At 66.5% G+C, this 13,733-nt stretch carries 13 protein-coding genes; 4 read left to right on the top strand and 9 right to left on the bottom strand.

Translation table 11 applies throughout. From position 1 onward, the window contains the following. Nucleotides 1-111: 111 nt before the first annotated feature. From BN1263_RS06585 to BN1263_RS06575, 3 genes are all read right to left on the bottom strand, one after another. Complete coding sequence (locus BN1263_RS06585; RefSeq protein WP_019661223.1) at nt 112-1,338, bottom strand: efflux RND transporter periplasmic adaptor subunit; 1,227 nt, start codon at nt 1,336-1,338, stop codon at nt 112-114. Nucleotides 1,339-1,429: 91 nt separating this feature from the next. Then, nucleotides 1,430-2,200: an SDR family NAD(P)-dependent oxidoreductase gene (locus BN1263_RS06580; RefSeq protein WP_058980294.1), complete on the bottom strand. Its 771-nt coding sequence runs from the start codon at nt 2,198-2,200 to the stop codon at nt 1,430-1,432. Next, nucleotides 2,197-2,424, bottom strand: a complete 228-nt coding sequence (locus BN1263_RS06575) for a hypothetical protein (RefSeq protein ID WP_058980293.1) — start codon at nt 2,422-2,424, stop codon at nt 2,197-2,199. Before BN1263_RS06575 ends, BN1263_RS06580 begins: the two co-directional genes overlap by 4 nt. A 146-nt stretch (nt 2,425-2,570) precedes the next feature. Here BN1263_RS06575 and BN1263_RS06570 point away from each other — a divergent pair, with 146 nt between their 5' ends. Further along, entirely contained in the window at nt 2,571-3,602 is a 1,032-nt protein-coding gene (locus BN1263_RS06570) for a LysR family transcriptional regulator (protein ID WP_005416157.1), read from the top strand. A gap of 193 nt (nt 3,603-3,795) precedes the next feature. On the opposite strand, the gene BN1263_RS06565 is transcribed toward BN1263_RS06570, so the two are convergent. Both BN1263_RS06565 and BN1263_RS06560 read right to left on the bottom strand, forming a co-directional pair. Continuing rightward, the gene (locus BN1263_RS06565; protein WP_005416156.1) at nt 3,796-4,491 is read right to left on the bottom strand and encodes a YiaD family glycine zipper/OmpA-like lipoprotein; all 696 of its coding nucleotides are present in this window, start codon (nt 4,489-4,491) and stop codon (nt 3,796-3,798) included. A gap of 140 nt (nt 4,492-4,631) precedes the next feature. Next, nucleotides 4,632-6,047, bottom strand: a complete 1,416-nt coding sequence (locus BN1263_RS06560) for a cryptochrome/photolyase family protein (RefSeq protein ID WP_058980292.1) — start codon at nt 6,045-6,047, stop codon at nt 4,632-4,634. Nucleotides 6,048-6,156: 109 nt separating this feature from the next. Between BN1263_RS06560 and BN1263_RS06555 the strand changes: the two genes are divergently transcribed. Then, nucleotides 6,157-6,741, top strand: coding sequence for a hypothetical protein (locus BN1263_RS06555; protein ID WP_058980291.1), 585 nt, complete (start codon nt 6,157-6,159; stop codon nt 6,739-6,741). Nucleotides 6,742-6,760: 19 nt separating this feature from the next. Here the strand turns inward: BN1263_RS06555 and BN1263_RS06550 are convergent, their stop codons facing one another. From BN1263_RS06550 to BN1263_RS06535, 4 genes are read right to left on the bottom strand one after another with little or no spacing between them, the layout of a single operon-like run. Next, nucleotides 6,761-7,375 carry an inorganic diphosphatase gene (locus BN1263_RS06550; RefSeq protein ID WP_021203979.1) on the bottom strand — a complete coding sequence of 205 codons (615 nt, stop codon included), beginning with the start codon at nt 7,373-7,375 and terminating at the stop codon, nt 6,761-6,763. A 10-nt stretch (nt 7,376-7,385) separates the two neighbouring features. Further along, a complete protein-coding gene (locus tag BN1263_RS06545) occupies nt 7,386-8,735 on the bottom strand; it encodes a purple acid phosphatase family protein (RefSeq protein WP_260832919.1) in 1,350 nt (449 codons plus the stop codon). A 14-nt stretch (nt 8,736-8,749) separates the two neighbouring features. Then, nucleotides 8,750-9,868 (bottom strand): NHL repeat-containing protein, encoded by a 1,119-nt coding sequence (locus BN1263_RS06540; RefSeq protein WP_058980289.1) that lies wholly within the window; start codon nt 9,866-9,868, stop codon nt 8,750-8,752. Next, on the bottom strand, nt 9,865-12,378 hold the full coding sequence (locus tag BN1263_RS06535) for a TonB-dependent receptor (protein ID WP_448226378.1): 2,514 nt from the start codon (nt 12,376-12,378) through the stop codon (nt 9,865-9,867). Before BN1263_RS06535 ends, BN1263_RS06540 begins: the two co-directional genes overlap by 4 nt. A 218-nt stretch (nt 12,379-12,596) precedes the next feature. Here BN1263_RS06535 and upp point away from each other — a divergent pair, with 218 nt between their 5' ends. Then, on the top strand, nt 12,597-13,229 hold the full coding sequence (upp, locus tag BN1263_RS06530) for a uracil phosphoribosyltransferase (protein WP_005409099.1): 633 nt from the start codon (nt 12,597-12,599) through the stop codon (nt 13,227-13,229). 186 nt (nt 13,230-13,415) lie between these two features. Beyond that, nucleotides 13,416-13,709: a PsiF family protein gene (locus BN1263_RS06525; protein ID WP_019661214.1), complete on the top strand. Its 294-nt coding sequence runs from the start codon at nt 13,416-13,418 to the stop codon at nt 13,707-13,709. Nucleotides 13,710-13,733: the final 24 nt, after the last annotated feature.

The raw sequence follows: 13,733 nt of genomic DNA, 5'->3' as shown, positions 1-13,733 counted from the left end.
AAGGCATTCGGCGGGCAACAGCCGCCCCGCCCCTCGCCAATATGACGAAGGCAGGGAAGGCTGCCGCTGGCGCCGGCAGCTAAGCGGGGACGCGGATCAGGAGCGGGCGGATCAGTGGTTCAGCGCAGCGGTGGCATCGCGGCCCGGTGCGGGCTTTGCGGCCGGTGGCTGCATGGCCACCGCCTTGGCCTGCACCGGCATGCCCGGCATGAAGACCTTCTGCACACCGTCGATGATGACCTTGTCACCTGCGGCCAGGCCATGCTCGACAATGCGCAGGCCGTCGGCGGTACGGCCGAGCTGGATGTCGCGGCGCTGGGCCTTGCCATCCTTGTCGACCACATAGACGTACTTGCGGTCCTGGTCGGTCAGCACGGCCTTGTCGTCGATCAGCAGGGCCTGGAACTGGCCGCTGCCAAGCAGCTGCACGCGGGCGAACAGGCCCGGTGTGAACTGGCGGTCGGCGTTGTCCAGCAGCGCACGGACGCGGATGGTGCCGGTGCTGCGCGCCACCTGGTTGTCGAGGAAATCGACCTTGCCCGAGTGCGGATAGCCCTCTTCCCCCGACAGGCCGACCTTCACCGGCAGCTCGCTGTCCCGCTCGCTCGGGCGCTCGCCCTTGCGCGCCATCTGGGCGTAGCGCAGGAAAGTGCTCTCGTCGGCATCGAAGTAGACGAACACCGTGTCCAGCGAGACCAGCGTGGTCAGCACGCTGGCGCTGTCGCCAGCAGTGACCAGGTTGCCGGCGGTGACCATCGCGCGGCCGGCACGGCCGTCAATCGGCGCGCGCACCTTGGTGAATTCCAGGTTGAGCCGGGCTGCATCCAGGGCCGCCTGTGCGGCCTGCACGGCAGCCCCCGCCTGGTCGGCAGCCGCGCGACGCTGCTCGGCGGTCTCGGTGGAGATCGCCTGCTGCTCGGACAGCCGCTTGGCACGCTCGGACTCGCTGCGGGCCAGGCTGGCCTGGGTGCGGGCACGGGCCAGCTCGGCGGCTGCGCGGTCGTACTCGGCCTGGTAGCTGCGGGCGTCGATGGTGAAGAGCACATCGCCCTTCTTCACTTCCTGGCCTTCGACGTAGTTGACCTTGTCGATGTAGCCGGACACGCGCGGGCGCAGTTCAACGCTCTGTACCGCTTCGACGCGGCCGCTGAACTCGTCCCACTGGCTGACCTGCTTGACCAGCACCGGCGCGGCGCTGACCTGCGGCGGCGGCGGGGCACCGGCCTCTTCGGCATGGCCGCCGCTGCAGGCCGCCAGCACGGCCGCGGCGAGGATCGATACGCCAACCATCGCAATGCGATGGCCGAAACGATGTGGGGTGGTATTGGGGGAAGTCATGGCATGCATCCGTACGGAGGGGTGGTACAGCAATATGGGAACGTGTTGCAAAAATCGGCGGCGCATACTGCGACCTCAACCTTGGTCGAGGTCAAGCGACGCCTGCGGTATCGCGCCACAAAGGGGGAACTTCCAGGTGCAGCAGGCCGCGTGGCAGTTCGGCATCGCTGCTGTCGCAGCGGACGATGGCGCGGTTGTCCCGGCAACCATCGAGCAGCGAGACCACGCGGCGGCCGACCAGCAGCGAGCTGGGCCACTCGATGCAGGCGTTGGCCGCGTTGGCCGGGGTACACACCGGGCTGCAGACTTCCAGCATCTGCGCGCGCACGCCCAGCGCCTGCGCTTCCTGATGCACCACCTGCGCGTACATGCGCAGCGCGGCAGTAGTGATCGAAGTCTCGCCGTAGCCCGCCCAGGGCTTGGCGCTGGCCGGGCTGCCGATCATCACGTAGCGCCGTGCATGCACGTTGTCCTGCAGCAGCGGCAACAGGTGGCGCACCGCGTGCACGTGCGGCATCAGGTCGGCCTGCATCGCGCCCAGCAGCTCATCGCCTTTGCGGTCGATCACCCGGCCGCGACGGTAGGGCCCGCCCATGGCCGCGATCACCGCGGCCAACGGACGCGGGCGCTGCCCGATGCGTTCGGCCAGGGCGCGTGCCGAGCCATCATCGCTGAGTGAACCCAGCAGCGTCTCCAGGCCCGGCTCATCGGCGAACTGCTCATGCAGCGCAGCCAGCCGGCCCGGATCGCGACCGACCACCAGCACCGGGCTGCCGGCTTCCAGCAAGGCGCCGACCACGCCCTGGCCCACGGCACCGGTACCACCGAGGACCAGAACTTCAGGCGTCAGTATCCCATTCACGGGACATTTCCTCCCAAATCCGGGATAGTCCCGATCCGGCGCAGCCGGTCACCCTTGGGAGGGGCCAAGCGGATGGCGCCGCCACGCTGCTGACGCATGGGCGCGGTAAACTCACGAAAGTCCTTGTGTACCAAGGAACTCGGACGGGCTTCGACGGTCATCGCCAGGTCCAGGGTGCTCTGGCCGGCGTTCCGGAGTCGGGCAAGAATGTTGCGCAGGCTCATGGCGGACGGGCTCCAACTAACGAATGGCGCCACGATAGACCTCAAACCTTTACTTGATTAGTCCTGATTAAGGGGAATAATCATCCCGCTCCCGGTCCAATCGTTCTGTCACGATTGTCCCATCCCCGTCGTCCAGGATCCCGACCATGTCCCACGATCTCAACGAGACGCTGATCTTCGTCAAAGTGGTCGAGCAAGGCAGCTTCATTGCCGCTGCCAAATCGCTCGGCCTGCCCAAGACCACGGTCAGCCGCAAAGTGCAGGAGCTGGAAACGCGCCTGGGCGCGCGCCTGCTGCACCGGACCACACGCCGCCTCGGCCTGACCGAAGCTGGTTCGATCTACCACGAACATTGCCAGCGCATCGCACGCGAGCTTGAAGAGGCCGAAAGCGCGGTGAGCCAGCTGCAGTCCGGCCCGCGCGGCTGGCTGCGCTTCACCGTGCCCTATTCGATCGGCATCACCTGGATCGCCCCGCTGCTGGGCCAGTTCCATGCGCAGTACCCGGAGATCCGCCTGGACATGCACATGGGCAACGAAAAGCTGGACCTGATTGCCGGTGAAGCGGACCTGGCGCTGCGCGTGGGTGCCCTGCCCGATTCCAATCTGGTCGCGCGCAAGCTGGGCAGCCTGCGGACGCAGGTGTTCGCCAGCCCGGCCTACATCGAGCGCTACGGCGAGCCGCTGCATCCGGAAGAACTGCAGTTCCATCGCATCCTTGCGATGCGCAAGCCGTACCACACCGGCAACTCGCCGCGCTTCACCTGGCAGCTGGGCGAGAACGGTGGGGAACTGCGCGACTTCCCGGTTACCCCGCTGATGACCGCCAACGACATGTCTGCGTTGAATGGTGCATTGGTCTGTGGCGAAGGCCTGCTGCTGACCGGCGACGTGATGGCCAAGCCGTTCGTTGAATCGGGCATGGTGCGCCGCGTGCTGGCCGGCTGGACCGGCCCGGAAGTGGACTTCAACGCCGTGTTCGCCGGCGGCCGCCTGGTCTCGCCAAAGGTGCGTGCGTTTGTCGACTTCCTGGTCGAGAAGCTCAACTTCGATGCCAACTACATGCTGGCGCAGTGCCCTGGCGCGAAGCTGGCACAGCAGCAGAAGGCACAGGAAGATGCCGCGCTGGAAAGCAGTGGCAAGCGGATCCTGGAGAAGGTGGCGGCTTCGGCGGCGTAGCCGGGGGTATCCACGCATGGCGTGGCTCTACCCGGGCGCGCGATGCCGGTTTCTGTAGAGTCGAGCCACGCTCGACTCCGCATACGCCATCGGCGTGCCGAGCAACGCTCGGCACCCACAAAAATGCCGCCTGCAAGGGCGGCATTTTCGCTCCGGCCGATGGCCGGACCGGCTCAAGCAATAACGCTACGCGTTACTGCTTGAGCGGAATCACCCGAATCTCGACGCGGCGGTTCTTGGCACGGCCGGCGTCGGTGCTGTTGTCGGCAATCGGATACGCCTTGCCGGCGCCCAGCGTTTCGATACGTACGCTCTGCACGCCCTGGCCGATCAGGTACTGGGCGACCGAGTCGGCGCGTTCCTTCGACAGTCGGTTGTTCACAGCGTCGCTGCCGATGCTGTCGGTGTGGCCGACCACTTCGATCATGGTCTGGTTGTACTCACGCAGCGTACCGGCGACGCCGTTGAGCGAGCCGTAGAACTGCGGCTTCAGGGTGGCCTTGCCGAAGTCGAAGGTAATGCCGTCCGGCAGGTTCAGCATGATGTTGTCGCCCTGGCGCTGCACATCGATGCCGGTGTTGGCGGTGCGCTCGCGCAGCGCGCGTTCCTGGCGATCCTGGTACTGGCCGACCGCGGCGCCGCTGAGCGCACCGATACCGGCACCGATCAATGCGTGCTGACGGCGCTCGGTGGCGCTGTCGCCGGTCAACAGGCCGGCAGCCACGCCGATGGCGGTACCGATCAGCGCGTTACGACCAGTGCGGTTCTGCTGCTCGGTCGGATTGCCGTACTGGTCACTCTGCACGTAGGAGCCGCCGGTGGCGCAGGCCGACAGGACGGCCGCACTCATCAGGGCCAGTGCGACGTTGCGGGTGGTGTTGCGGATCATGAGGTTCTCCTTGGTTTCCGGACGGGCCGGCGGCTTGCGGGCGCAGAGAGAATAAACAGCCCGATGCGACGTCGGGATGATGATCCGGTGCGCCGACAGGGCCGCGTTCAGCTAACTGACCGGATCGCTCGGGTCACCCTTTACCCCGCCCCCGACTGGCGGTATGCCGCCAATGCGGCGTCGCGGCCCGCGGCCAGGTCCACCAGCGGCGTACGCGGATAGCCCGGGGCATGCGCCGCCAGCAGCAGCGGATGCTGCCACGGCGCAAACCGGGCCTTCACCGGCAGCGCGGCCAGTTCGGGCACCCAGCGGCTGATGTACCGTGCCTGCGGATCGAATTTCTCGGCCTGAGTCACGGGGTTGAACACCCGGAAGTACGGCGCGGCATCGGCGCCAGTCCCGGCCACCCATTGCCAGCCCATGGTGTTATTGGCCAGGTCGGCGTCGACCAGGGTGTCCCAGAACCAGCGCGCGCCATGCAGCCAGTGCGCGCGCAGGTGCTTGCACAGGTAGCTGGCCACGATCATCCGCACCCGGTTGTGCATGTAGCCGGTGTGCCACAGCTCGCGCAGGCCGGCATCGACGATCGGCACGCCGGTATTGCCGCGCTGCCAGTCGTGCAGCTGCGTGGCACTCGGAGTGGCCCACGGGAAACGGTCGAAGCGCGGGTTGAGGTTATCGGTGGGCGTCTTCGGGAAGTGATGCAGCAGGTGGTAGGCGAAGTCGCGCCAGCCCAGCTGGCGCAGGTAGCCGTCGATGTCGGCATCGGTGGCCGCACTGCGCAGCCCTTCCAGGGCTTGCGCGATGCGCCACGGCGCGATCTCGCCGAAGTGCAGATGGGGCGACAACCGCGAGGTCCCGACACGGTCCGGCAGGTCACGCTGCTCGCGATACCCGCGAAGGGCACCGTCTTCAAAGACGGACAGTGCTTCCAGCGCACCGGCTTCACCCGGCTGCCAGTGCGCCCAGAAGCCGGTATCCCAGTCCAGCGTCGGTGCCAGCTGGAGATCATCCAATGCCAGGCTGTCGACCGCGTGCGGCGCCAGTGCTTCCGGTGCAGCCTGCAGTGCCGGCAGGCGCCAATGACTGAGTACATTGCGCCAGTACGGCGTAAATACCCTGTACGGCTGGCCCTGCTGCGTGGCAATGTCCCAGGGTTCGAACAACAGGCTGCCATTGCAGCTCTGCGCGTCGATGCCCTGCTCGCGCAGCGTGCGCTTGATGGCCGCGTCGCGGGGCTGTGTGGCCGGTTCGTACTTGCGGTTCCAGTACACCGCCTCGGCGCCCGCCTGCTCGATCAGCAACTGCAGGGCCGGCAGGCTATCGCCGCTGCGCAGCACCAGCGAGGAACCCCGCGCGCGCAGGTCCGCATCCAGCGCGGCCAGTGAACGGTGGCGCCAGGCATCGGAGGCCGCACCGGGCACCCATTCGCCTTCCTCGTGCGGCGCGTGGATGTAGACCGGCACCACATCGTGACCTGCATCCAGCGCGGCCTGCAGGGCCGGATTGTCCTGCAGCCGCAGATCACGGCGGAACCATACCAACGCTACCGACACAGGCACTGCCTTCGTTGTGGAAGGCGCACATGATAGCCAGCGGTGGTGAAGGCGATGCGCGCAGACGCCGTCTGCTAGGCTGCACGGCCGCTACCCGTTGGACTCTGACATGGAAGATCTGCACGCCTCATTCGCCCGCTTCGGGCTGCTGCATGCCCAGGACGAGCGTGACTGGCAGGGTCCGTTCCCGCTGCCCCCCGTACTGGCACGTTTTTACGCGCAGGTGGGGCCGCTGGGCGAAGAGATCAATGCCAGGGTTGGCCGCGCCGGCATCACCGTTCCCGGCCTTGATGTCTGGATACCGCCGTTGCAACGCCTGTGGAGCCAGCAGGCCGGCTATCGATGGCACGGCGTCAGCGGCGAACGGATCAACGACTGGCCATCGAACTGGCTGGTGATTGCCGATCGCAGCGCCGATCCGTTCATCCTCGACCTGGACGATGGCCGTGTACTGTTCAGCCATCACGGTGCCGGCCTGCTGGATGCCGGCGAGATCACCGCCGATGTGCCGACCCTGATGGCGGCTCTGGCTGCAGCGGGCACGGTATACCTCGATGCCGGCGATGACCTCTACAACGACGATGATGATGGCGGCATCCGCCCTGAACACCAGGAGGCAGCAGTACAGGCGGTGGCCCGGGTACTGGGCGACCGCCTGCAGGCCGAATCGTTCATCGAGACGTTGCTGGACTGAATCCACGCATGGCGTGGATCTACTTTTCGAAGCGCTTCATCGCTTCGCTGATCAGTGCCCTCGCCTCGGCGGCGTTGCCCCAACCGTTGAGCTGCACCGGGTTGCGCCCGGCCGGCAGGTCCTTGTAGACCCGGAAGAAGGCCTCGATGCGCTGGCGCTCGACCTCCGGCAGATCCTTCAGATCGCGGATCGTGGCGTAGGTCGGGTCGACCTTGTCGGTCGGTACGCCGATGATCTTCTCGTCGTGCTCGCCGCCATCGATCATCTTCAGGTAACCGATCGGCCGGAAGCGCACGATCACGCCCGGATGCAGGGGTTCACGGGTCAGCACCAGCGCGTCCAGCGGATCGTTGTCGCCAGCCAGCGTGCGCGGCATCGAACCGTAGTTGGCCGGATAGGCGACCGGCATCGACTGGAAGCGATCCACATGCACCAGGCCGTCTTCCTTGATCTCGTACTTGGTGAAGCTGCCGGCAGGAATCTCCACCGCCAGGTGAACTTCATCCGGGGCCTGCTTCGGCTGGTCGGCCAGGAACGGGTGCAGCACGGTATCGGCAGCGGTCACTGCACTGGCCAGCAACAGCAGTGCCGCACCGATGGCAGCGAGAGGAACGATACGGCGGTGCGTGGTCATCGGCATCTCCTCATTCCCAGCAGCGGTCGGTACGACCCTTGGCGGTCTGTGCGCGCGGGCAGTCGCGTGGCGTAATGCGGCCTTCGGTCAGCTCCGTGCGCTGCTTGCCCCCCTTGGCATCGCGGCGCAACTCGAAGGCATCGTAGAGACGACCGGTCACGGTACGCGCCTCATAGCGCAGGCGCTGCGGATCGATGTTCAACACCTGGAACAGCTGGGTGTCCTCGGCGACCGGATCCATCGTCTTTCGCGCCTCGTCGGAGAGACGGTACTGCTTGGGCCCGGCCACGGTCACCACGTACTGCGGGGTTGCGGCCTGCCCTTCGCCACGGCGGCCGTAGGTGTGATCGTGGCCCTGCAACACCAGGTCAACATTGTGGCGGCGCACCACCGGCAGCAGCACGTCACGCAATGCGGCGTTCTCGCGCCCTTCGCGCGGCGAGTAGAACGGCTGGTGCAGCAGCACGATGGTCCACGCCTGCCGATTGCCGGTCAGCACCTTGTCCAGCCACTGTGCCTGTGCCTTGGCGGTGCCGAGGTCGAGTGCCGATGTGCCATCGACCACGGCCACGCGCACGCCCTGCGCATCGAACCAGTAGCTGGTCTGCTGCGCAGCGGTGGCACCATTGCCCGGCAGCGCGAACGTCACCGGCCAGTGGCGGCCCAGCACGCGGCGCTCCTGCGGGGTGTCCTCGAATTCCTCGAAGTACTCGTGGTTGCCGATGGCCGGCGCCACCAGGGTCTCCTGCGCCAGCCAACCGGTGGCGGCAAACCATTCGCCCCACTCGCTGTCATCGGCACCATCACCTCCACTGACCAGATCGCCAGCGAACAAGCTCATGCGCGCCTCGGGTGCGGCCTTCTGCGCGGCGCGCACCACTCGGCTGACATGGCTGACGTTCTTGTTCTGGGTGTCGCCAAAGTACAGCAGGGTCAGCGGCTGGTCGGCGGCGGCCAGCGTACGCAGCTGGTTCCAGGCGCTCCAGCTGCCGTTGCCCTGCACCCGATAGACGTACTGGGTATCCGGCCGCAGGCCGCTGATGTCGGCGCGATGATGATGCGACAGACCGTTCTCGGTCTGTAGCGAACGGGTCGTTGCGCGCACCTGGCGGATGCCCTCGATGGCGGGCGAATCTGCGGCGGGGGCAATCTCCAGCAGCGGTGCCTGCACGCTGCCGTCGGTACGCCAGGCCACGGCGAACCCATGGCTGGGATCGGCCGACGGGGAGGCGACGATGCGGTCCGGTACCGTCGTCGCCGCGTAGTGGCGGCTGCCCGCCGGCACCTGGGTATTGGCTTCGGCTGCTGCGAACGACAGCGACGGGAGGGCCAGCAGCAGGCCCAGTGCCAACGTAGGCATCACGCAGTGCCGGCTCATGCACCACACTCCAGCGGTAGCGCCAGCTGCTTGGCGATGCTCTCCCAGTCGAAGGCCACCACGCCCTGGTCGTCGTGCACGGCGTACAGCGCACCATGCGGGAAGCGCGCGCTGGGTTGCTGCATCATCCAGATGCCATCGGTGTTGGCCACGGTATTGCCCTGGAACGCGCCGACCGGTTTCAGCGTGTGCCGGTCGAACAGGTGGAACACGCTGCGCTGCTTGCCCTGTTCGGTGGTGATCCACCAGCCGTCCTTGCCACAGGTGCGCAGGGTCACGCCTTCGGCCTGTGCCTTGAAAACGTCGCGGCCGAAGGTGGTGCCGGTGAAGCGGCCCGCCAGGGTGTAGACCTTGAACTCGCTGGCGTAGCTCTCGTCCTCTTCGGCGATCAGCAGGCGGTCGTTCTCGGGATCGCCCCAGATCGACTCGATCACGCGCAGCGCACCGGCCTCGGTGGTGTCACCGATGCTGGCGACAAGCTTCGCGTCGACCTTCGCGCCATTGCGGGACACGTGGTACTGGCGCACGCGCTTGTCCAGCTCGGCCAGCGGCGGCAGGATGTCACGCCCCTGCGCATCCTCGCCGTTGTCCCAGGAGTCGGTGACGTAGACGCTGTAGCCATCGGCACGGCGGTCGACCCACAGCCCGTACGGCTTGCGCAGGTCGTCGGCAGCGAACGTCGCCAGCGGCGTGAAGTCCGGCAGGCTCAGCACCTGCACACGGTGATTGTCGCGCTCCACGATCCACAGCAGGTCGTCGATCACCGCGATACCGTTTGGGCGGTCGAACTGCCCCGGTGCGGTGCCGCTGCTGCCGACGTCACGCAGGTGCTGCCCGGTGCTGCCGTCGTAGACCACCAGCTTGTCGGTGGCCTTGGCGGTGGCGATCAGCCACAGCGCGCCGTCCGGCGCGCGCCAGGCTGCAGGCGAGTCGATGTTGTCGGCCGGGGTCATCGGTGACAGGAAGGCCTCGGCGATGGTGGTCACCACGCGCTCGCCCCCGGCGGCCGGCGCGGCTAGTCCCGCAACCGGATCGGTGCCGGTGGCCGGCGTGCAGCCGGCGACCAGCGCGGCTGCCAGCGCGGCGGCCAGGACGGTGAAGCCACGCCCCCTCACAGCGCCACCTTCAGGCCCAGCGCATAGGTGCGGCCGTACTCTTCCATCTGCAGGGTGCGCGAACGGGTGCCCTGGTAAAGCTCCAATGGCTTGTCCAGCAGGTTCTGCGCCTCGAAGTACACGCTCACGCGCGGGGTGAACTTGTAGTCAAGCGAGAAATCGAGCTGGGTGTTGGGTGCCACGTAGATGTCGAACGCGCGGCCCTTGCCGATGCTGTCCAGATACTCGCTGCGGTACACGGCCGCCAGGCGCGTGCTTACACCATACTTTTCATAGCCGATGTGTGCGCTGTAGACATGCTTGGAAGCGCGCGGCAGCGTGAAGTCCTCGCCCGCACGGTCCTTGATGCCGGCATCGAACTCGGTATCCAGCCAGGTGCCACTGGCGCCGACCAGCAGGCCATCCAGGCCCTCCGGCAGGAAGGCCAGCTGCTGCTGCCAATTGAATTCGGCACCACGCACGGTGGCCTTGCGGCCATTGATCGGTTGGGTCGCGTCGTATCCGCCGTAGGCCGGATCATTGGTGCGCACGGTCTCCACGATGTAACCGTCGATCGATTTATGGAACAGGCCCAGCGAAACGATGCCACTGCTGCCGATGTACTTCTCCACCGAGAGGTCGATGTTCTTCGACTCGTACGGGTCCAGGTCCGGGTTGCCCAGGCGCACTTCCTCGTCACCCCGGCTGTAACCCACGCGCGGCGAAACGTCGCCGAAGGACGGGCGCGATACGGTCTTGTTGGCCGAGGCGCGCAGCACCCAGTCATCGGCCGCGTCATAGCGCAGGTGCAGGCCCGGCAGCACGTTGGTGTAGCTGCTGTTGGCCACGCGCGGGGCAACGGTGAAGCTGCGGCCGTTGGCAGCGACGTCCACCTGGTTGCCGATCGCCTTGAACTGCGTGTTTTCCACGCGAACACCGCCGATGATGCGCAGTGCGCCCACGTCCCAGGTACCCATGGCATAGCTGGCGAAGATGTCCTCGCTTGCCACGTAATCCTCTTCCAGCGACGTCATCGCATTGCCACCGGCGTCCTGCGGGCGGGCGCTGTACTGGCCGCCGTTGGCACCCCAATAGGCACGCATCGCGGGCGAATCCATGCCGTCACCGATATCGCCGTGGCGGTGTTCCGGCGAGGTGGTGGTCCAGCTCGACAGCGCCACCTTCGGGCCGACACGCAGTTCGCGCTCGTCCACATTCACGTCGCGGTCGCGCCAGCGGCCCAGCAGGCCGAACTTGATGCTGCTGCTGTCGCCGTCGAAGCGCACGTTGACCTGCGCGCTGTGTTCCTTGTCATTCACCTGCTTCGGCGAGATCACGAAACGATCGAACGCGTAGTTGGCATTGTCCAGCCACTGCGGATTGTCGAAGCTGTAGCTGGGCAGGCGGCTACGCTGGTCCAGCGTGCCGTTGAAGGCCTTTCCGTTGAGCTTGAAGCGCGCCTCCATCTCGTCATTTACCCGCTCTTCGGTACGGGTGTAGCCGATCCGGTAATCGACCACGGCATTGGTCAACTTGTTCTCGCCGCCCAGGCTGGCCGCGAAGGTGTTTTCCTTCTTGGTGCGATAGCGCATGCGCTTGTCGATGGAATCCTTCGGCATGCCGTCCAGGCGGTACTGGTCGGTGCCGGTCTTGACCATCTTCGCGTCATCGAAGTTGAAGATCACGCGCTGACGGGTCTCCGCATCATCGAACTGACTGTACAGCGTGCGCAGGTAGTACTTGCTGTTTTCGTTCGGCCGCCAGTCGAGGTTGAGGTTGGCGCCGATGCGCTTGCGCTCGATCTCGTACTTGCGGTGCTGCAGGTTGATCGCGGTGACGTCGCCAGGTGCGGCGTCATCCTCGCCGTCGTACTCCACTTCGGTGTTGTCCGACTCGAACTTCCGCTTCTGGTAGTTCACGCCCAGGGCCACGCCGAAGGTGTCGTTGAACACTTCGCTGTAGTTGAAGGCGGCCTTGGGGCTGGTCTCGCCGGACAACTGCTGGTGGCTGCCTTCGATCTTGCCACGCAGGCTGCGACCGTCGCGGTCGAAGGCCGAAGCTGATTCCACCAGTACGGCGCCGCCGATGGCATCACCGGGCATGTCCGGGGTCGGCGACTTGACCACGCGCAGGCGTTCGGTGGAGTCGGACGGGATAACGTCCAGCGGCGCGGCGCGGCTGGAATCTTCCGGCGTGCCGACGGCGATGCCATCCACGCTGACGCTGTTGAGATTGGCATCCAGGCCGCGGATGACCACGAAGCGGCCCTCGCCCTGGTCGCGGGTCACGCTGATGCCCGGCAGGCGCTGCAGCGACTCGGCCACGTTCTTGTCCGGGTACTGGCCCAGTGCGTCGGAGGACACTGCATCCTCGATGGCGTCGCTGCTGCGCTTGAGGTCGACTGCGCGGATCTGCGACTCGAGCTGGGCGCGTACTTCGATGCGGTCCAGGTCGACCGCGTCGGCGGCCACGGCGCCGGTGGCGGCTACCGCCTGCTGCCCGGCCGCCTGCAGCGGTGCTGCGGCCCCCATTGCCAGGGTCAGGGTGATGGCAACGGCCAACGGAGTCTTGATATGCACTGGGAATCCCCATTCCTGTTAAGAATGGGTCTGCACGATATGTCCGCAAGGTTGCATGGCCATGACATGCACCTGCACATTTCCGGTCACGCCGCTCCGGGGCCGGTTTGGGATTCGACACGCCAATCCGGCAAAATGGCCTCCTCTCTCTCCTTTCCCCCTTCCCGACCATGAAGATCGTCGAAGTGCGCCACCCGCTGGTGCAGCACAAGATCGGCCTGATGCGCAATGCCGCGCTCAGCACCAAGGATTTCCGCGAACTGGCCAACGAGCTGGGTACCCTGCTGGCCTACGAGGCCACCGCCGACCTGGACACCGAGCCGCACACCCTGCCCGGCTGGGCCGGCCCGGTGACGGTTCAGCGCATTGCCGGCGCCAAGATCACCGTGGTGCCGATCCTGCGTGCCGGCCTGGGCATGCTCAGCGGCGTGCTGTCGCTGATCCCGGCGGCCCGTGTCAGCGTGGTGGGCCTGCAGCGCGATGAGGAAACCCTGCAGCCGGTGCCCTACTTCGAGCGCCTGACCGGCCGCCTGGAAGAGCGCGACGCACTGATCCTCGACCCGATGCTGGCCACCGGCGGCACGCTGATCGCCACCATCGACATGCTCAAGCGCGCCGGCGCCCGTCGCATCAAGGGCATCTTCCTGGTGGCCGCGCCTGAAGGCATCGAAGCAGTGAAGGCCGTGCATCCGGACGTGGAGATCTACACCGCGGCCATTGATGCCCAGCTCAACGACAAGGGCTACATCCTGCCGGGCCTGGGCGACGCCGGCGACCGCATCTTCGGAACCCGCGTCGGGTAATCCCGGTGAACGGCTCGGATCCCTCTCCGCAGGAGAGGGCTCTGACCCGCCAACCACTCGCGGGCGCGCTTCGCCGCGGCACGTGAACGCCCGTGGACGCGGGCGTGGCCGACGCGTGGTTCTTCACGTGGCCTTACCGGTCGGAAGCGAATGCTCCGCGCACCCGCCACCGCTTGGAGCATTCCGATGAAAGCCGCTTTCCTGCTGGCCGCCGTCCTGCTGGTTGGCCTGCCCCTGGCTGCCAACGCCACCACCCCGCAGCAGCAGCGCATGGCCGAATGTTCGGCCAAGAACAAGGGGCTGAAGGGTGATGCCTACAAGACCGCGCAGAGTTCCTGCCTCAGCGGCCACGCCGCCGAAACCAAGGCGGTCAATCCACAGCAGGAACGCATGCGCAAGTGCAATGCCGACGCGGGTGCGAAGAAGCTGGCGGGCGATGCGCGCAAGACCTTCATGAGCAGCTGCCTGAAGGCGTCGTAACGAGAGTGATGTAGAGCCGAGCCC

The organism is Stenotrophomonas thermophila (genome assembly GCF_001499715.1).
Taxonomy (GTDB): Bacteria; Pseudomonadota; Gammaproteobacteria; order Xanthomonadales; family Xanthomonadaceae; genus Stenotrophomonas; species Stenotrophomonas hibiscicola.
Note: the sequence above shows the minus strand (reverse complement) of the source record. Positions and strands in the feature narration are given on the sequence as shown.